Origin of the sequence: Methylocella sp. CPCC 101449, from assembly GCF_031921685.1 — a bacterium.
Lineage (GTDB): Bacteria > Pseudomonadota > Alphaproteobacteria > Rhizobiales > Beijerinckiaceae > Terripilifer.
Genome location: NZ_JAPDHU010000002.1, coordinates 1,918,639 through 1,936,763, shown reverse-complemented (window position 1 = coordinate 1,936,763; position 18,125 = coordinate 1,918,639). Strand labels below are relative to the sequence as shown.

General features: G+C 60.1%; 16 protein-coding genes. 4 read left to right on the top strand and 12 right to left on the bottom strand.

Annotated features, from left to right (window positions below; translation table 11 throughout):
• From OIM99_RS20175 to OIM99_RS20120, 12 genes are all read right to left on the bottom strand, one after another.
• A partial coding sequence (locus tag OIM99_RS20175; protein ID WP_311852248.1) for a hydantoinase/oxoprolinase family protein occupies window positions 1-1,242 on the bottom strand: 1,242 nt, incomplete at its 3' end.
• The gene (locus tag OIM99_RS20170) at window positions 1,239-2,924 is read right to left on the bottom strand and encodes a hydantoinase B/oxoprolinase family protein (protein WP_311852247.1); all 1,686 of its coding nucleotides are present in this window, start codon (window positions 2,922-2,924) and stop codon (window positions 1,239-1,241) included. The genes OIM99_RS20175 and OIM99_RS20170, both read right to left, overlap by 4 nt.
• Before the next feature lie 14 nt (window positions 2,925-2,938).
• The gene (locus OIM99_RS20165) at window positions 2,939-3,643 is read right to left on the bottom strand and encodes an ABC transporter ATP-binding protein (protein ID WP_311852246.1); all 705 of its coding nucleotides are present in this window, start codon (window positions 3,641-3,643) and stop codon (window positions 2,939-2,941) included.
• Entirely contained in the window at window positions 3,633-4,385 is a 753-nt protein-coding gene (locus OIM99_RS20160) for an ABC transporter ATP-binding protein (RefSeq protein ID WP_311852245.1), read from the bottom strand. Before OIM99_RS20160 ends, OIM99_RS20165 begins: the two co-directional genes overlap by 11 nt.
• Entirely contained in the window at window positions 4,378-5,343 is a 966-nt protein-coding gene (locus OIM99_RS20155) for a branched-chain amino acid ABC transporter permease (RefSeq protein WP_311852244.1), read from the bottom strand. The genes OIM99_RS20160 and OIM99_RS20155 overlap by 8 nt, the downstream gene beginning before the upstream one ends.
• Window positions 5,340-6,212 (bottom strand): branched-chain amino acid ABC transporter permease, encoded by an 873-nt coding sequence (locus OIM99_RS20150; protein WP_311852243.1) that lies wholly within the window; start codon window positions 6,210-6,212, stop codon window positions 5,340-5,342. Before OIM99_RS20150 ends, OIM99_RS20155 begins: the two co-directional genes overlap by 4 nt.
• Window positions 6,213-6,238: 26 nt before the next feature.
• Complete coding sequence (locus OIM99_RS20145) at window positions 6,239-7,480, bottom strand: ABC transporter substrate-binding protein (RefSeq protein WP_311852242.1); 1,242 nt, start codon at window positions 7,478-7,480, stop codon at window positions 6,239-6,241.
• Entirely contained in the window at window positions 7,477-8,379 is a 903-nt protein-coding gene (locus tag OIM99_RS20140) for a GntR family transcriptional regulator (protein WP_311852241.1), read from the bottom strand. Before OIM99_RS20140 ends, OIM99_RS20145 begins: the two co-directional genes overlap by 4 nt.
• Window positions 8,380-8,437: 58 nt before the next feature.
• The gene (locus OIM99_RS20135; RefSeq protein WP_311852240.1) at window positions 8,438-9,361 is read right to left on the bottom strand and encodes an HlyD family secretion protein; all 924 of its coding nucleotides are present in this window, start codon (window positions 9,359-9,361) and stop codon (window positions 8,438-8,440) included.
• A gap of 20 nt (window positions 9,362-9,381) precedes the next feature.
• Window positions 9,382-9,579 carry a DUF1656 domain-containing protein gene (locus tag OIM99_RS20130; protein ID WP_311852239.1) on the bottom strand — a complete coding sequence of 66 codons (198 nt, stop codon included), beginning with the start codon at window positions 9,577-9,579 and terminating at the stop codon, window positions 9,382-9,384.
• Window positions 9,576-11,666, bottom strand: coding sequence for an FUSC family protein (locus OIM99_RS20125; protein WP_311852238.1), 2,091 nt, complete (start codon window positions 11,664-11,666; stop codon window positions 9,576-9,578). The genes OIM99_RS20130 and OIM99_RS20125 overlap by 4 nt, the downstream gene beginning before the upstream one ends.
• A 96-nt stretch (window positions 11,667-11,762) precedes the next feature.
• Window positions 11,763-12,683 (bottom strand): LysR substrate-binding domain-containing protein, encoded by a 921-nt coding sequence (locus OIM99_RS20120; protein WP_311852237.1) that lies wholly within the window; start codon window positions 12,681-12,683, stop codon window positions 11,763-11,765.
• Window positions 12,684-12,783: 100 nt separating this feature from the next.
• Here OIM99_RS20120 and OIM99_RS20115 point away from each other — a divergent pair, with 100 nt between their 5' ends.
• The 4 genes from OIM99_RS20115 (at window position 12,784) to OIM99_RS20100 (ending at window position 18,104) form a co-directional block, all read left to right on the top strand.
• Window positions 12,784-13,950, top strand: coding sequence for an acyl-CoA dehydrogenase (locus OIM99_RS20115; protein ID WP_311852236.1), 1,167 nt, complete (start codon window positions 12,784-12,786; stop codon window positions 13,948-13,950).
• Window positions 13,947-16,064, top strand: a complete 2,118-nt coding sequence (locus OIM99_RS20110; protein ID WP_311852235.1) for an acetate--CoA ligase family protein — start codon at window positions 13,947-13,949, stop codon at window positions 16,062-16,064. The genes OIM99_RS20115 and OIM99_RS20110 overlap by 4 nt, the downstream gene beginning before the upstream one ends.
• Window positions 16,065-16,132: 68 nt before the next feature.
• Window positions 16,133-16,603, top strand: a complete 471-nt coding sequence (locus tag OIM99_RS20105) for a tripartite tricarboxylate transporter TctB family protein (protein WP_311852234.1) — start codon at window positions 16,133-16,135, stop codon at window positions 16,601-16,603.
• A gap of 4 nt (window positions 16,604-16,607) precedes the next feature.
• Window positions 16,608-18,104 (top strand): tripartite tricarboxylate transporter permease, encoded by a 1,497-nt coding sequence (locus OIM99_RS20100; protein ID WP_311852233.1) that lies wholly within the window; start codon window positions 16,608-16,610, stop codon window positions 18,102-18,104.
• Window positions 18,105-18,125 lie beyond the last annotated feature (21 nt).

Sequence of the window (18,125 nt, the reverse complement as noted above, 5' to 3'; positions counted from 1 at the left end):
TTCGGCGGCAGCAACCGGATCGAGGCCAAGCGGATCGCCGATATGTTTGGCGATGGCCGCTTTCGCAGCCTCGACATCGAGCCGGGCGAGACCGCCACCGATCGGCCGTTCGGCATTGATCCGGCCGAGCACCACATTGGCATCGGTCAATGTTGGCCGATCGTTGCCCTGGCCATAGCAAACGGGTCCTGGAACGGCGCCGGCGGATTCCGGGCCGACTTGCAGCAAACCGCCGCGATCGACGGAAGCAATGGAGCCGCCGCCCGCGCCAATGGTGGTGATCTCGATCATCGGCGTGCGCACGACGAGGCCGAAATCGATGGCGGTTTGCGCGGCGAGTGCTGTTTGTCCGCCCGCAATCAGCGAAACGTCGAAGCTCGTGCCGCCGATGTCGCCCGTCACGACATTCGGAAAGCCGGCGGTTTCGGCGATATGCGCGGCGGCGATCACGCCGGCGGCAGGGCCGGAAAGCGCGGTGCGGACGGGACGGGCCTTGGCCGTCTCGATCGTCATCACACCGCCATTCGACTGCACGATCAAAAGCTGGCCGGTAAAGCCCTGCGCGTTGAGATCCGCTTCCAGGCGATCGAGATAATCGGCCACCACGGGTTGCAGATAGGCATTGAGGACAGTGGTGGAGGTTCGCTCGAATTCGCGAATTTCGGGCAGGATTTCGCTCGATATGTTCACATAGGCGTTCGGCCAGACACTCTTCAGGGCTTCGGCCGCGATGCGTTCGTTCTGTCCATTCGCGTACGAATTGATGAAAGTCACGGCTACGGCTTGAGCACCCAAGGCGAGCAGGTCGCGGGCGCGGGCCTTCACATCCTCTGGATCGATGGCTTGATGAACGGTGCCGTCGGCCAATACGCGCTCGCGTACCTCGACGCGCCGTTCGCGCGGGACGACGGGCTCGAACTGGCCCCACAGGCCCCAGGTTTGCGGCCGGTCGCGCCGACGCATTTCCAGCACATCGCGAAAGCCTTCGGTTGCGATGACGCCGGCCTTGCCGCCTTTGCGCTCCAGCAAAGCATTGGTGCCGACCGTGGTGCCATGGACGACGGTCGCGACCTGACTGAGATCATCGGTCCCCTGACGCACGCCGTTGAGAAAGCCGATCGCTTCGCGCCCACGCGTGGACGGCACCTTGCCGATCCAACTACGCCCGCTGGCTTCGTCGAGGAAGAAAAGGTCCGTGAATGTGCCACCAACGTCGACACCGATAACCAGTCGTCCGCTCATGCCGCGCCCTTTACGCCATAGACCGCCTGCGCCGCGTCTTTGCTCACGTAGCCATTTTCCAGATCCCGCTTCACAGCGGCGGTCGGGCGCTCGCTCACCGGGCCGTAGCCGCCACCGCCTGGCGTTTCCAGCCGCACGCGCTCGCCTTTTGCCAGTTTGATGCCGACCCATTTGGACGCCATGGGCGGGGTCTCTTCCTGGCCGTCATCTCGGTGAACCGTGAAACGGTTGAGCGCCGCTGCACCGCCGCCGAGCACGCCAGGCGGGGCGAAACGGCCGCGTTCGCCAAAGAGGAAGACGTCAGCCTGCTCTTCGAGGAGTTCGATTTCATAGATGGCGCCGAGGCCGCCGCGGCTGCGGCCGGGACCGCCACTGTCGGGCCGCAACGCCCAGCGGGTGAACATCACTGGGTAGGCCGCCTCAAGAATTTCGACCGGTGGAATTGTCGCCGTCGAAATCGGGGCATTGCCGTGATTGAGGCCATCGCCGTTGGGGTGCCCGCCATGGCCACCGCCGAAGAAGGAGAACATGACCCAGCGCCGTCCGTCCTTGCGATGTCCGGCGAGCGAGAGGGCATTGATCGTTCCGTAGGCGCAACCGTTGACGCGATCGGGGCAGGCCTGGGCCAAGGCAACGAACACGGTATCGATCATGCGCAGAATGGTTTCGGTATAACCGCCGACAGGTTTTGGCGCGGTCGCCGCGAGCAGGGTGCCTTCGGGTATGACGAAGCTGATGGGATCAAGCACGCCGGCATTGGCGGGCACATCCTGGAAGATATGTTTCAATGCCACATAGCAAGCGGCGATCGTGGTTGAGCGGGCGATGTTGAGCGGTCCGGCGCAGGCTGGCGAGCAGCGCGAGAAGTCGAACGTCATCGTTCCACCTTCGATCTTGAGATCGAGGGCAATCTTCAGCGGCTCATCCTTAATGCCATCATTGTCGAGAAAGTCTTCCGCCGAATAGGTTCCGTCTTTCAATTCGGCAATATTGGCACGCATGAGCTGCCCGGCACGTAGGCGGAGCTGCGAAAGTGCAGCAGCGATCGTGTCGTCGCCGTATTCGTCGAGCAGGGCTGAGAGGCGGCGTACACCAAGATCGAGCGCATTAATCTGGCCATTGAGATCGCCATAGGCGCTATTCGGCAGACGCGAATTGGCGGTCACGATATCGATCACGTCGGTGCGTATCTCGCCCTTGGCGAAGAGTTTGACCGGCGGGATCAGCATGCCTTCCTGAAAGCATTCGGTCGCGATCGGGTTGTAGTTTCCTGGCACATTGCCGCCGACGTCGTGCCAGTGACCGACAGAGGCGAGCCAGCAGAAAACCTGCCCATTGCGGAAGAATGGCCGCACCAATTTGAAATCAGAAAGATGTGTACCGCCATCATAGGGGTCATTGAAAATATAGACGTCACCGTCGGCAAGATAGCCCTGCCGCTTCGATTTTTCGATCACCGCTCGGACGGCGAAAGCCATGGCACCAACGAAAATCGGCAAGCCTGCCTTGCCTTGCACCAGGGTATCGCCTGTTGCCGCATGATAAAGGCCATGGCTGGCATCGCGTGCTTCCGCGATAATCGGATTGAAAGCGGAGCGGAACAGCGTCGCATCCATCTCGTCCGCGATCTGTTCGAGCCGCCCTTTGAGGACGGCGAGCGTAACAGGATCGAGATCAGTCATTTTAAAACTCCAGCTCATAAGCCCAGATAGGCTTTTTTGAGTTGCGGATTCTCGAGCAGGGTGGCGGCCGGCCCTTCCAGCGTGAAGGCGCCGTTTTCCAGCATGTAGGCGCGCGAGGCGATGGCTAGGGACTGGACCACGTTCTGTTCGACAAGAAGGATGCCGAGCCCATCCTCGCGAATGCGCTGGACCAAGCCGAACATCTCCTCGACCAAGAGGGGCGACAGGCCAAGCGACGGTTCATCTAGAATTAGAAGTTTCGGTTCCGCCATCAGGCCGCGGGCAATGGCGAGCATTTGCTGTTCGCCACCGGACAATGTGCCAGCGGCTTGGCCGGTTCGTTCCTTCAGCCTCGGGAAGATTTCGAAGGCACGCTCCAAATTCTGCCTGCGGCGGGGGCGCCCGCGCCGATAACTTCCCAATTCCAGATTTTCACGTACGTTGAGATTGGGAAAAACGCGGCGACCTTCCGGCACATGTACCAGGCCTGCTTCGACCATGGCCGCCGCATCATGACCCGTGGTCTCGACACCCTCGAAACGCACGTGGCCATTCCAAGGCGGCATCAGTCCGCTCAGCACGCGGTTGAGTGTGGATTTGCCGGCACCATTGGCACCCAGGACGGCGATCACCTCGCCCGAAGCGACATGGAGGCTGAGGCCGCGTAGCACCGGCACCACGCCATAACCAGCTTCCAGCCGGTCTACCTCAAGGAGCATGGCGCGCCTCCAGCCGGCTTTGCACACGCGCTGCAGCACCGTGACCGAGATAGGCTTCGATCACCTGAGGATCGCTGGCGATTTCGGCGGTGGTGCCGGAAGCGATGATACGGCCGTTGTTGAGAACGTAAGCACGTTCAGCGAGGCTGACGACGGCTTGCATGACGTGTTCGATCAGCAAAATGGTCACGCCACTGCCACGGATCGCCTGGATGACCGGTACGATTTCGGACACTTCCATTGGGTTGAGGCCGGCCATTACTTCATCAAGCAAAAGCAGTTTGGGATCGGTGGCCAGGGCGCGGGCCAATTCGAGGCGCTTGCGTCCGGCAACGGTCAATGTGGCGGCTGGCTGATTGAGGCGCGGGCCGAGGCCGACCTTTTCCGCCACGTCTTCCGCTCGGGCGAGTGCCTGGCGTCGGGATGCATGGTGGAGGTGCGCGCCGACGGCGATATTCTCGCGCACGGTCAAGGCGCCAAAGGGCTGGACGATTTGGAACGTCCGCACGAGCCCGCGGGCGCAGATGACGTGAGGCGGCAAGCTCGTGATGTCGCGGCCGGCCAATCGCACATTGCCGCTATCCGGCCGCACGAAGCCGGCGATGGCCGCGAATAATGTCGTCTTGCCGGCACCGTTGGGACCGAGCAGGGCGACGATCTCGTTTTCATATACGTCAAGCGACGCGGTGTTCACTGCTTGGATGCCGCCAAACCGTTTGCTCAGCTCGCGCACTTCAAGCATGGGCGCGCTCCGAAGAGCGTCGAGCCATGCGGCGAGACAACAGACCGGTTATACCATTTGGCAGGAAGCGCAGAGCCAGAATGAGCAGGAGGCCATAAAAGGCGAGGTTGAGTCCCGGGGCATTGCCAGTCACTTGTTTGGCCGCTTCGCCCAGAGCGTGCAGAACCACCGCGCCGAACAGGGGACCGAACATCGTTCCCATACCGCCAATGATCGAGACCAAGAGGGCTTCGATCGACATGGCGGGACCGAAAGCCAGGTGGCTGTCGACGAAGAGGAAATTTTGCACGTAGAAGACGCCGACGGTGGCCGCCATCGCGCCCGAGAGGGTAATGGCGAAGACCTTGGTGCGGATGAGATTGATGCCGAGGGCCTGAGCCGCATCCTCGTTTTCGCGGACGGCCATCAACCGCGCGCCGAAACGGGAATTTTCAAGCCACCAAGCAATCAAGGCACCGATTACCACGAGGGTCCAGGCGATGACGTAGAAAATCCGCCGATCCTCGAATTGAAAGTTGGCCGCTCCGCGCGCCAGTGGCACCAGCATGCCAAAGCCGCTGCCGGTATAGTCAAAAGAGGAAATAAGGATGCGGGCGACTTCAGCGAAGGCGAGCGTGACAAGCGCGAAATAGGCGCCGCGCAGTCGATACCGAAAGACGAGAAGACCCACCGCGCAGCCGACGATGGCGCCAAGCGCGATGGCGATGGCTCCAGCCGCATAAGCGTTTAGGCCATGACGGACCTGTAGGATGGCAGTGCCGAAAGCGCCGATGCCAAAGAACAGCGCATGGCCGAAGGAGAACTGGCCACCGTAGCCGCCTAGCACGTTCCACGCCTGGCCCAGGAAGGCGTACATTAGGACGAGCAGCCAGAACGACAGCCAAAATTCGGACTGAACGGCAAAGGGTACGCAGAAAAGCAATGCCAGCAAGACCGCACCTGTGATTTTGGCGGTCATGCGCGGGCTCCAAACAGTCCCATCGGACGAAACAGCAGGATGAGGATGAAAATGACGAAAATGCCGAGCTGGCCCAAGCTCTCGCCGAGATAAAGGCCGCCGAGGGATTCGACGATGCCGAGCAGGAGCCCGGCACTCAGCGCGCCGACGAAACTACCCATGCCACCGAGCACGACTGTCGTGAAGGCGACAAGCACGAAGGCATAGCCGACCTGGGGCGTGACATAGAATGTTGGCAGGAGAAAGCAGGCCGCGGCGGCCACTGCTGCCGTGCCGATGCCAAACGTCATGGCATAAACATGCTCGACGCGAATGCCGACCAGGCGCGCGCCATCACGTTCTCGCGCCACGGCCCGGATCGCTCGGCCCAGATCGGTGAAGGTGATCAACGCCCACAAGAGGGCGGCAAAAGCGAGGGCACCAAAAAAGGCGATGACCTTCGGCAGCGGGATGAAGGCAAAACCCAAGTCGACCACCTCAAACGCATACCAAGTGTCGATGGTGCGTGTCGTCGATGTCCACAGCCAGAGCGCGAGATTGTCGATGATGATGGCAAGGCCCAGGGTGACAAGGAGAATATTCTCATCACGCCCATGACTGGTTGGTTGGATGACGAAGCGTTGCAGGCCATAACCCAGAACGAAAAAGGCCGGCACCAGGATCAGCACCGCTACATAGGGATCGATGCCGGCCAGAGTATAAAGAAAGAAGGCCGCATAGAGCGCCAGCATCAATAGGCTGCCGTGCGCGAAATTGATAATGTGCAATACGCCATAGATCAGCGTCAGTCCGAGTGCGATGAGGGCGTAAATCGCCCCCGTCGTCACTCCGTTCAGCACGGCGGGTAAAAGCAGACTGAAATTGACCATTGTTGAACGCCGCGCGAAACGCCCGATCAGCCGTTTTGCGGGATCGGGAAAACGGTATTCGCTGAGGCGAATTCGTTGGGATAGATGACCTCGATATTGCCTTTGAGGATCTGCGTATTGGCCGGTTGCGCACCCTCGTTCTGACCGTTGACGAATTTCGTCGGGCCATAAGGCATGATGTGATCGTTATAGGTCGAGGAGGCGAGTGCGCTGGTGATCTTGGCGCGATCGGGCGCGGCCGCACGCTCAAGTGCGTCGGCAAGCACGCGCATGCAAGAATAATTCAGCATCACTTCATAAGTCAGGTCCCAACCCTTCTCAGCGACTTTCTTCGCAAAGGCTTTCGACAGTTCCTTGGTCGGATTGTACCAGTGGTTGCAGTCCATCATATATTCGGCGGCATCAGGGTATTGCTTGGCGAAAGCGACATTCGATGCCGCGCCTCCGAGCAGCGCGTAATTGGCCACTTTCGGCCGCACACGCTGCTGCCGCAGCGTGCGGGCCATCAGAATGAAGTCGTTCTTGTAGTTCGACGGTATGATGAGATCAGGATTGGCTTGCCTAATCTGCAGCGCGATGTTGGTGAAATCGCGTTGCGGGGTGGGGTGGCTCAGGGTCTGGAGCACCTGAATGCCAAGCCCAGGCAGCTTTTCGTTGAGAAGCTTCGCCATGCCGGCGCCGAAAGCACCATCTTCATGGACGATGACGGCCGTCTTGGCCGGATTGCCCGCCGCCGCGTTGATCTTTTGGAGCGCTTCGAGCGCGAAGGACGTGACCTTGCCGAAGCCTGGCGCAAAGCGGAACGTATTCGGCAGGCCGCGTGTCACGATCTGATCGACGACGCCTACATCGACAAGATGAGGTAGATTGTGTTTTGCCGCCGCTTGGGTCGTCGCGAGCGCGATGCCGGATGCATAAGGTCCTTGGATGGCGAGAACGCCGGCTTCGGCGAGCCGATCGACCTCGGCAGCGCCAACCTCGGGCTTCGACTGGGCGTCCGCCAGAATGGCTTCGAGCTTCGCCCCGCCCATCGATTTGATGCCGCCGGCGGCGTTGATTTCTTCCAGCGCCAGCAGCGCACCCTTGCGGCTTTGCTCGCCCTCATAGGCCAAGCCTCCCGTCACCGGATGCAAAATACCGATTTTCAAGGTCTGGTTCTGTGCGCGCAGCACGGCTGGCATGCCGATGCTGGCGAGGCCGAGGCCGGCCGTTCCCGCCATCATTCGGCGCCGCGTGATTCGAAGGTTGTTGCCTGTGCTTCTGCTCATCGCCTTTTCCCCTTCTGCATTTTTGATTGCGTCGATCGCGGTTGTGGCTTCTTTCGTTTCATGCTCGTGGTCGAAGGTTCGGCTTCGAACCGGCCGTGGCCGGCGGTCTGATCGCGCGTTAGCGACATGCGATATTCGAAGCGATCCGGACGATAGAGGATTTCGATATACTGGACCGGCTTGCCCTCCGTGTCCTTGACGCAGCGTTTCATCAAAAGGAGCGGTGCGCCGACGCCCACCTTGAGGCGAGAGGCCGTTAGAGTGTCGGCCAAGGTCGCGGTGATCGATTGTTCGGCCGTGCCGACGACCAAGCCTGCTCGCTCCAGAAGATCGATGAGTGCGGTTCGCTCCAGATCTTTCGCACCGTAAGCGCGGCCGACCCGCTCGGGTACATAAGTGGTCGATTGCGACAGCGGAGCGCCGTCGATGCTGCGCACGCGTACTGCCCGTTGCACCAGAGCGCCAGGATCGAGCGCCAGGGGGACGCGGGCAAAATCCGGTGGTTGGACATAACCGAACTCGATCACGTCGACCGAAGTTTCGCGGCCAATGGCATTCAGGCTTTCCAGCAGGCCGTCGATGCTGGCGCTGATGGGCCGCGCGCCGATAAGAGCTGCGGCTTGGCCGGTGACCGTGGTGCCACGTCCGCGCACCCGCTCGACTAGGCTTTCGGTCGCCAATTCGTCCAAGGCACGCTTGGCCGTGATGCGGCTGACGCCAAAAGCTTCGGCAAGCTCGTTTTCGCTCGGCAAAACAGATCCGGCCGGGTGGGTGCCGCTGGCGATCCGGTCGCGCAAAATGACGTAAAGCCGGTGATAGAGCGGCATCGGCGAACGCTCGGCGAGAAAAGCCGAAGCGGCGGGAGATGCGATCGACGTGTCTAACTCACGGGGCTTCATACGCACTCCAGGACAGCTATGATGGAGTTTAGCATGGAAAACACTTATTGCTATAGCTTTATAGCAACTTTAGGCTGAGCCCGTGCCGGCGACTATGGCCCGCTTCGCGTTCGTCCGTCTGCTCGGTCACGACGATGGTCGCTGTCATGCCGGCGCTCAATGTAATGCCGGGCGGAATTTGGTCGATCGCAATGCGAACGGGAATGCGTTGCGCCAGACGCACCCAGCTAAATGTCGGATTGACGTTGGCCACCAGATCGCTGCCCAGGGCATTGTCGCGATCGGTGATGGCGCGTGCCACGCTTTCGACGTGGCCGCTCATCGCCGGCTCATAGGCCATCAGTCGGATGGAGACTTTGTCGCCAGCGCGGATGCGGCGCAGTTTGGTTTCTTCGAAGTAGCCGGCGACATAATAGGAGTCGCTGTCGACAATCGCCAGCATGGCACGCCCGGCGGTGGCATAGTCGCCCCGGCCCATCAGCAGATTGGTGACGTAGCCGTTGACCGGCGTTCGCACCTCTGTCCGGGCCAGATTGAGTTTCGCAACCCTATAGGAGGCGACAGCCTGGTCATAAGCGGCCTGAGCCGCGAGCACCGCGGTGCGCGCCTGGTTGAGGGCTTCAGCCGAAATGGAGGCGGAACTCAGCTTTTCTCGCCGTTCGAGTTCCTCCTGCTTTTGGTCGAGCTGGCTTTTTGCGCCGGCTTGCGCCGCTTCGGCTTCAGAAAGGGCAAGCTGATAGCGGGCTGGATCGACGGTGAAAAGAACATCGCCGATTTTGACTTCCTGATTGTCTTTGACGCGGATGTCGATCACCGCGCCGTTCACGTCGGGCGCTACCATGACGACATTGGCCCGGATACGACCGTCTCTCGTCCACGGGCTTTCCTCATATGTGCGCCACAAATACCAGCCCGCGATAACTGCGGCGAGAGCGACCACAAGAGTGACCGGAATACGGATCCATGAACTGACACGGGGCATCGGTGGATCTCTCGTCGATATTAAAGTGTCGCGCCGACGAAGGCGCTGAGCAGAATGACGTACAAGGCGGTGTTGAACAGGGGCGGATGCCAGACAAATCGATAGAAGCCCGACCAATCGAGCAGGTAACGAATGATGTACCAGACGACGGCGGTTCCCAGGAGATAGCCGACCAGCGGTGGAAAATAGACACCGTCCAGATTGATTTCCTTGATCATGCCTCAACAGTCCCCATCGATGCGGCGGCGGGCAAGCGTTGCTCTGGCAGTCCGAAGAAGCCAGCATGTTGTCTTAAAGTTGTCTCGATGCCGTAGAGCGCTTGGGCCGTCTGGGTGAGTAAGTCATTTTCTGGCTGGGCCAGAACACGGTTCCGCGCCGCTTCGAGAAGGGACAGGGGCGATGGCATTTGTCCTTGCCGAGCCGCCTTGTCGAAACAATTCGCCAAGGCGGTGAGAGCTCTGTCGACAGCTCGGGCAGCCTGCGTCGGCAACAGCAGGCGATTTCGTCTGAGGGCCAGGATATTCAAGCCGATCCTGAGGCTGGCGAGCCCGCCTTGCATGGCCGCTCTCTGATCGGCGATGCGAGGGTCGAGCCGCATCAGCAGCGCATTGATCCGATCGAACATGCGACTTTCGAAATTGGTGCGGGATTCCGGTATCTGCCGGTTTGCGACCCGTGCTAGATCGACTCGGGTCCCGCGCATCAGGCGTTGCACGATCCACCCCGATCCCAGCGGACGCAGCAGCGCCAATGCCAAAGCGCCGATACCGATACCGGCCATATAGCCGAAGAAGTTGTTCAGGAAAGCGGCGAAATCATAGCTCATCTGGTTCGACACGCTCATTAGGCCGCCACCGATGAAGATTGCGGGGATGATGAAGGGAATAGCGGTTGGAGCAGTGAGGAAGATGCCACAAATGAGATAGAAGGGCGCCAATGCGACGACCAGCGCCGGAAAGGTGCTGAGCGGCGGCAACAGAACAAAAAGATAGAAAGCGGCGATGATGGCGCCGACCACGCTGACCTTCAGGAAAGTCATGGCCGCTGCTGCAGGATCGTCGCGCGCGCCCATGATCGCGCACATGACACCGGCAAAAGTGACAGCCGCAGGGCCGTTCGGCCAAGCGGTTTGAATCCAGAATGCGCTGGCGATCAGGACGGTAATGGTGGAGATGGCGCCACCGATCAACGCGAACATCGTATCGCGATAGGGTTGAAAGGATGGTGCCGCGCCATCGCCGGGGAGGCGAACATTGGCGGCAATATGGGTTCGTATCCAAACGATCTCCTGCCACATCGCCACGATGTCGTTGAGACGCAGGAGAATGCTGCGTGTCAGAAAGCTTTGCGGATCGCTTCTCAGGGCATGGGCTGGTGGCAGATGGGCTTGGATGTCGGCCGCCAATGAGATTTCCAGATCGGTTTCCCGTTGGGATTGTTCCGGTGTTGCAGCATTAGCTGTTTCGGTGACATGGGTGACCACGCGCTCCAGCAGTGGTCGCAGTTTTTCCGCCGCTGCCGGCTGGTCACGCTGCAAGATGGCGAACCGATCGTAGACCGCGACGAGCAAAGCGAGCAGCGACAGCAATTTGCCCTGAAATTGGCGAATGGCGGAATCGATCACGCGGATTGTTGGTGTATCGAGGGCCGCGAATATGCGCAGCGAACCGAGAGCGAGGATCGACGATATGATCTGGCGTCGATCGGCCAGGCCCTTGGTTTCGCCCTCCTGTCCGCGCAGGGCGTCGGAAACCCACTGCGCCATCGTCGGGAGCGTGGTGGCGAGGGCCTTGCGCAATGCGTCGCCGGCGCGGCGGGGAAAGACGACGTGGTGCATCAGTGCGGCGCAGGTGATGCCGAGAGTAATCTCAAGGCAGCGCGCGACGGCAAAGTCAAAGGCGGTGGCAGGCGCCAGCGCCGCGGGGAGGCCGATGATGGCGGCGGAATAGCCAGCTAGCATGCCGGTATAGGCCTGCGGCGCGTCGCGTAGATAAATGGTGATGAACGTGCCTGCGCCGATCCAAAGAGCTAGAACCAGACAGAACAATTCTGGCGCATTGGAAAAAAGCGCCACGAAAACCAGCGACATGACGGCGCCGATCAGCGTTCCGAGAACCCGAAAGATGGATTTGGCCAACACCATCCCCGCCAACGGCTGGGAGACAATGTAGACCGTCGTCAGTGCCCAGCTTGGTTGGGAGAGATTGAGATGGAAGGCGATGAACAGCGCCAGCATCGCGGCGGCGAACGTTTTGACGGAAAACAAGACGTCGCGCCACGTGAATTGCTGGATGATTTTCAGCATGGGCGGCCGCCATCTGAAGATACCGGCCGCAAACAGTGCGCTATGTGAATGAATGCATTCACGTCGATCATGTTCCCATTGGCAAAGTGCTGTGTTTCAATTGCCTTTGCGTTTCATAAACTCGTTCGGTTCGCCACTGAGTGTCAGCAACCAATCGATAAAGCGCCGTGTCGGAATTGAGACCGACTTCAAGGTTGGCCAGACGAGGTAAAAGGACGAGCCGGTCTGCACTGGCCGCTTGAACGGGCGCACAAGCCGCCCTGAGGCCAGCTCATCCTGCAATATGTCGATTTGTCCGATCGCAAGGCCAAGGCCATCGCGCGCAGCTCCGTAGGCCAGCAATGAGCTTTCAAAGCTCATACCGGCGCTATCGGGCAAGGAGACCCCGGCCGCGTCCGCCCAAAGATCCCATTCCCGCCGCCGATATTTGGCGTGCAGCAGCATGGCTCGGGACAGATCCGATGGTTTGCGGAAGCCGTCGAAGCGTTCCGCATATTCCGGACTGCAGACCACGTCGATCGTTTCGTCGAAGAGCTTGCGGCAGCGCGTTTCGCTCCATGTACCCTGGCCGAGCTGGAAGGCGAGATCGAGATGGGTGCCGCGAAAATCGAGCGGCTGGACACTCGTGTCGAGCCGCACCGAATAGCCCGGATAGCTATCGTAGAATCCTTTCAAGCGGGGCAGCAGCCAATAATGCACCAGGGTCGGATAGATCCGCATATGCACGATCGTCTCGCTCTCGTTGTGCAAAACGCGCTGGGTCGCCAGTTCCAGATCGTGGAATAAGCCGACGATCTCCCGGCTGAACGAGCGACCGACATCGGTGAGCTTCACCGAGCGGGCCCGGCGTTCGAAGAGTTTGACGCCCAGATAATTTTCCAGGATCGAAATCTGTCGGCTGATGGCGACCTGGCTGATGCCCATATGGTTCGCAGCGGCCGTGAACGTGTTGTATTGCGCTGCAATAGCAAAGGCCCTGAGCGGGTTCAGCGGCAGGTTCCTGTACTGTTCAGCCATAATTTTTTGTTTCCCATACGAGACTAGAGGCGGCGTTATCGTCCACGCGTTCTTCGGCCAGACTCAACCATAGACCAATCGGGAGCGAGCCGGGGAGCGGATGGATTTCAAACTCACGCAGGAACAGCAGATTTTTTATGATTCCATCAGGAAATTTGCCTTGTCCGAACTGGCCGAGGGTGCGATAGCCCGGGCCAATGCTAAGGAATATCCCTGGGATGTGGCGCGGAAATTTGCCGGTATGGGGTTGCTCGGGATCGCTTTTCCCGAAAAAGACGGCGGCGCCGGTGGGTCTCTGGTGGATTCGGTCCTGGCCATTCGCGCTGTGGCCGAGGTGTGCCCCAAGTCTGGCGATGTGATCCAGGCAGGTAATTTCGGCCCGATCCGGACCTTCGTGGAATATGCGACGGCTGAGCAGAAGGCGCGGTTTCTGCCGGATATTCTGGCTGGAAAGGCGCTGATCTCGCTGGGCATGTCCGAGCCAGAAGCCGGATCGGCAGTGACCGAGCTGATGACGTCGCTGACCCCGGATGGCGATGGCTGGCGCCTCAACGGCACCAAGATTTTCGGCACGAACAGCGTCGAGGCCGGGGTCTATTTGGTCTATGCACGCTTCGGCCCTGGCACGAACGGGATCGGCTCGGTTCTGGTCGAGCGTGGCATGGAAGGCTTTACCATCGGCAAGGCGTCGGATTTCATGAACGGCGAGTCTTGGTCGACGCTCTTCTTTGACAATGTCTTCATCCCGAAGAAAAACATTCTGCTGGGCGAGGGCGGTTTCAAGAAGCAGATCAGCGGTTTCAACGTCGAACGTCTAGGCAATTCTGCGCGCGCCGTGGCGGTGGGGCGCCATGCTTTCAATCTGGCGCGCGAGCACGCTTTGGTGCGCAAGCAGTTCGGCCGTCCTTTGGCTGAATTCCAGGGCTTGCAGTGGAAATTCGCCGATATGGAGCTGAAGCTGAGTGGCGCGGAGCTGCTGCTGATGCGAGCGGCGGTGAATGCGCAGGACGCGCCGAATGGTCTGCCTTCAGCTCAGGATACGGCCTTGGCCAAACTGGCCTGTAACGAAGCCGGCTTTTTCGCCGCCAACGAAGCTGTGCAGATCATGGGCGGCCTGGGCTTTTCCGAGGAAAGTACGGCGCAATATTGCCTGCGGCGCACGCGTGGCTGGATGATCGCCGGTGGCTCGCTTGAAATCCTGCGCAATCGTATTGCCGAAGGTATTTTCGACCGTCGCTTTGACCAGCGGAGGCGCGGCGACAAGTGACGCGCTACGACGATGCAACACTGCGCAAGGCGCTGATCGCACCAGATAGCGTGGCGCTGGTCGGCGTTTCCGGATCGGCGGGAAAGCTGACCGCTCGGCCGCTGGAGTTTTTGCAACGCAGTGGCTGGCGTGGGCAAATCTATCCGGTCAATCCGACCCGTGATGAGATCGCAGGACTGAAGGCTTACAAACGTGTCAGCGACATTCCCGGTGGCGTCGATCACGCCTATATTCTGGTGAATGCCGAGCCGGCGCTTGAAGCGCTGGAGGATTGCGCCAAAGCCGGTGTCAAAGTCGTCTCCATTCTGGCCGACGGTTTCGCCGAGTCCGGCGCGGAAGGCTTGGAGCGGCAAAAGCGATTGATGCAGATTGCCGAAGCGGCGGGCATGCTGATTGTCGGGCCGAATTCGACCGGCATCGTCGCTACCACGCAGGACTTCATCTGCACGACGAATGCCGCTTTCGGCGCTCGTGACATTGCTAAGGGTCGGCTCGCCGTCCTCTCGCAAAGCGGTAGCGTCATCGGCACGATGCTGTCGCGCGGGCAAGCACAGGGCACGGGCTTTTCTGTCTTGATCTCGACGGGCAACGAAGCGGGAGCCGGCGTTGGTCGCTTGGGCCAGTTGCTGCTGGACGATCCTGACACGGATGGTTTTATTCTCTTTCTTGAGACCATTCGCGATCGGACGGCGCTTACCGATTTCGCCCGTGGTGCGCAGGCGCGCGGCAAGCCGATCGTGGCTTATATGATTGGGCGCAGCGCCGAAGGACAGGCACTGTCGGTTTCCCATACCGGCGCATTGACCGGCTCAGCACGTTCGGTATCGGCTTTCCTGCGTTCGGTTGGTATTCGCGAGGTTGAAGCCTTCGAAACCCTGATCGCGGCACCACGAACCTTGTCGCGTGTCGCGCCTGTGCCATCGCGTCCGCGCGCGGTGACCGTGGTCTCGACGACAGGTGGCGGCGGCGCCATGGTGGTCGATCAACTGGCCTTGCGCGGTGTGCCTATCGCGGGCATTTCGGAATCATCTCGTGCCTCTTTGTCGGCTCAAGGCATCCCACTCGGCCACGGCAAATTGGTGGACGTGACGCTGGCCGGTGCGCGCTACGACGCGATGAAGGCGGTGATCGACACACTTTCGGCCGATCCTGCCACAGGAATGTTGCTGGTGGTGATCGGATCGTCGGCGCAATTCAATCCGGAATTGGCGGTGGCGCCGATCATTGATGCCCGTGCGGAAGCAGCGCCCGATGCCGCGCCGATCTTGGCTTTCCCGCTGCCGCATGCGCCGGAAAGTCTCGCGATGCTGGATGCCGGTGGCGTGCCGGCTTTCCGCAGTGTCGAGACCTGCGCGGAAACGATCGCCATGCTGTTCGATGCGCCGGCTAAAACGAACGCAAATGCCGAAATGACGTTGCCGCCGTCAGTAGCGAAGCTGATCGATACGCTCGGTCCTGGCACTCAAGATGAGGTCACGTCCGCGCGTGTGATGCAGGAGCTTGGTGTCGCGACGCCGGTCTCTGTCGTTCTCGATCCGAAACTGCCCGTGCCTGAAGGCATCGTGGTGCCGTTTCCCGTCGTGGCTAAACTGGTTTCATCCGATCTGCCGCACAAGACTGAAGCCGGTGCGATCCGCGTGGGTATCAAGGATCGAGCCGAGTTGATCACCGCGATCACGGCGATGAAGGCCGCGGCACAGGTACATCGGCCAGGTTATCGTCTCGCGGGCATCCTCGTGCAACAGATGTGTACGGGATTGGGCGAAGCGCTTGTCGGCCTCACACGTGATCCGGTGGCGGGCCCGATGATCACCGTCGCGATGGGCGGAGTGATGACGGAAATCTATCGCGACAGTGCCGTTCGTCCGGCACCGATCGATCTTGCAACGGCTCGTGCCATGATCGCCGAGGTCAAGGGCTTCGCTTTGCTTTCGGGTTATCGCAATCGGCCGAAAGGTGATCTCGAAGCGCTGACGCGCGCCATTGCCGCGGTCTCGCGGCTCGCGAATTCGGGTCGTATCGAAGAAGCGGAAATCAATCCGATCCTTGTTCGGCCCGAGGGGGAGGGCGTCGTCATGTTGGATGCCCTTTTGCACGTGGGAAGGGATTCCTGAAGCGCGCGGCCGGTCCGAAGAAGCGGGCCGGACACATCTGAACGCGCAGCAGATGGAGGGAGGCGAATATGGTCGTAAAAGATATCCGAGATTTGCTCGGCGGAGGGGTGCTGATCGCCATCGGCGTCATGGCCGGTTTGGCGGCGAAGAGTTATGGAATTGGTAGTCCGACAGCTGCGGAACCAGGCTTCTTTCCTGTCATTCTTTCAAGTCTTCTGACCTTGATTGGGCTTGGCGTGGCTGTCTCGGGTTTGGATTTTTCCGGCAAAGCTCCAAAGGGTGAGCCCCTGCGTTTCGATGCTTGGCATTTATGGTGTCTGGTGGTCATCGCCGGTGGCTTCGCCTTATTCGGCCTGCTGTTGCCGCTGGTCGGGCTGTTCGTCTCCTGCGCTGTCACCATCACGTTGGTCGGTTTTGGCTCGCGCTTGCTGAGCCTGCAGGGCGCCCTTGCAACCGCCTTCATCTTGTCGATCACGGCCGTGGTGCTGTTTCGTTATCTGCTGGACCTTCAGGTGCCGGCCTGGCCCTGGGGAGGCTAGGTAAATGTGGGACAATATTGCCCTTGGTTTCGGCGCGGCCGGAACGCTCGTCAATCTCGGCTATGCTCTTATAGGAGCCCTGCTGGGTACGCTGATCGGCGTGTTGCCTGGGCTTGGCCCGCTGGCGACGATCGCGATCCTCTTGCCCTTCACCTATGGATTGGAGCCGCTTTCGGCGCTGATCATGCTGGCGGGGATCTATTATGGCTCGGCCTATGGTGGATCGACCACTGCCATTCTCATGAGCCTGCCGGGAGAGACCTCGTCGACCGTGACGGTTCTCGATGGCTATCAGATGGCGCGCAAGGGCCGGGCGGGTGTGGCGATTGCAACCGCTGCGATCGGCTCTTTTGTGGCCGGCAGTTTCGGCACGCTGCTTCTTGCCGCTTTTGCGGAACCGCTCACGCGCGTGGCGATTGGCTTTGGTCCGCGAGACTATTTCGCTTTGATGACGCTCGGGCTCATCGGCGCGGTGTCATTGGCATCGGGATCGATGTTGAAGGCTGTCGGCATGGTGGTGCTCGGCCTGCTGCTTGGTCTGGCCGGCACGGACTCCAGCACCGGCACGCAGCGGTTCACCCTGGGGCTGGTTCAATTGTGGGACGGTATCGATTTTATCGTTCTGGCGGTGGGGCTCTTCGCTTTCGGTGAAATCTATTCGACCTTGGCGAGCCGCGAAGTGCCGGATGCCAAGACGAATCCAATAAACGGCTTGTGGCCGAGCCGGGAAGATTTCAAGCGGATGGCTGCGCCGATCCTGCGTGGCACGGGCATAGGGTCGCTTCTGGGTGTACTGCCCGGTGCCGGTATTTCGATGTCGTCCTTCATTGCCTACAGCGTCGAGAAGCGTGTTTCGCGTCATCCTGAGCAATTCGGCAAGGGCGCCATCGAGGGCGTGGCGGGACCGGAATCGGCTAACAATGCGGCTGCGCAGACGGCTTTCATTCCGACTTTGACCTTGGGCATCCCCGGTAGCCCGGTAATGGCGCTAATTCTTGGAGCCTTGATGATCCACAACATCCAGCCAGGGCCGAATGTGATGACCTCACGCCCGGAACTGTTTTGGGGGCTCATTGCATCCATGTGGATCGGCAATTTGATGCTGGTGCTTTTGAACCTGCCGCTGGTGGGCATTTGGGTGAAGCTGCTCAGCGTGCCCTATCGTCTGCTGTTTCCTGGCATTGTGATGTTTAGCTGTATCGGTGTTTATGCCTCCGGTTTCGCTTCGTTCGATCTCTATCTGACGGCCGTTTTCGGCATCTTCGGCGTGCTTCTGAAAATCCTCAAATTCGAGCCGGCACCGCTCGTATTGGGTTTCGTTCTAGGGCCGATGCTCGAAGAAAGTTTCAACCGGGCGCTCGTTCTGTCCGATGGCTCGTTGATGACCTTCATCAACAGTCCGTTGCCGGCGATCATGCTAGGCTTGGCGGTCGTTCTGATGCTGCTCATGGTCTTACCGCGTTTCCGCGCCAATCGTGAGGAAATGTTCGCGGACGAATAATGAGAAGCGTGTATCGAACGA

What these genes read in the sequence shown, in the direction of transcription:
- OIM99_RS20170 (WP_311852247.1), bottom strand. Translation starts at nt 2,924, where the DNA reads ATGACTGATCTCGATCCTGTTACGCTCGCCGTCCTCAAAGGGCGGCTC.
- OIM99_RS20165 (WP_311852246.1), bottom strand. Translation starts at nt 3,643, where the DNA reads ATGCTCCTTGAGGTAGACCGGCTGGAAGCTGGTTATGGCGTGGTGCCG.
- OIM99_RS20160 (WP_311852245.1), bottom strand. Translation starts at nt 4,385, where the DNA reads ATGCTTGAAGTGCGCGAGCTGAGCAAACGGTTTGGCGGCATCCAAGCA.
- OIM99_RS20155 (WP_311852244.1), bottom strand. Translation starts at nt 5,343, where the DNA reads ATGACCGCCAAAATCACAGGTGCGGTCTTGCTGGCATTGCTTTTCTGC.
- OIM99_RS20150 (WP_311852243.1), bottom strand. Translation starts at nt 6,212, where the DNA reads ATGGTCAATTTCAGTCTGCTTTTACCCGCCGTGCTGAACGGAGTGACG.
- OIM99_RS20145 (WP_311852242.1), bottom strand. Translation starts at nt 7,480, where the DNA reads ATGAGCAGAAGCACAGGCAACAACCTTCGAATCACGCGGCGCCGAATG.
- OIM99_RS20140 (WP_311852241.1), bottom strand. Translation starts at nt 8,379, where the DNA reads ATGAAGCCCCGTGAGTTAGACACGTCGATCGCATCTCCCGCCGCTTCG.
- OIM99_RS20135 (WP_311852240.1), bottom strand. Translation starts at nt 9,361, where the DNA reads ATGCCCCGTGTCAGTTCATGGATCCGTATTCCGGTCACTCTTGTGGTC.
- OIM99_RS20130 (WP_311852239.1), bottom strand. Translation starts at nt 9,579, where the DNA reads ATGATCAAGGAAATCAATCTGGACGGTGTCTATTTTCCACCGCTGGTC.
- OIM99_RS20125 (WP_311852238.1), bottom strand. Translation starts at nt 11,666, where the DNA reads ATGCTGAAAATCATCCAGCAATTCACGTGGCGCGACGTCTTGTTTTCC.
- OIM99_RS20120 (WP_311852237.1), bottom strand. Translation starts at nt 12,683, where the DNA reads ATGGCTGAACAGTACAGGAACCTGCCGCTGAACCCGCTCAGGGCCTTT.
- OIM99_RS20115 (WP_311852236.1), top strand. Translation starts at nt 12,784, where the DNA reads ATGGATTTCAAACTCACGCAGGAACAGCAGATTTTTTATGATTCCATC.
- OIM99_RS20105 (WP_311852234.1), top strand. Translation starts at nt 16,133, where the DNA reads ATGGTCGTAAAAGATATCCGAGATTTGCTCGGCGGAGGGGTGCTGATC.
- OIM99_RS20100 (WP_311852233.1), top strand. Translation starts at nt 16,608, where the DNA reads ATGTGGGACAATATTGCCCTTGGTTTCGGCGCGGCCGGAACGCTCGTC.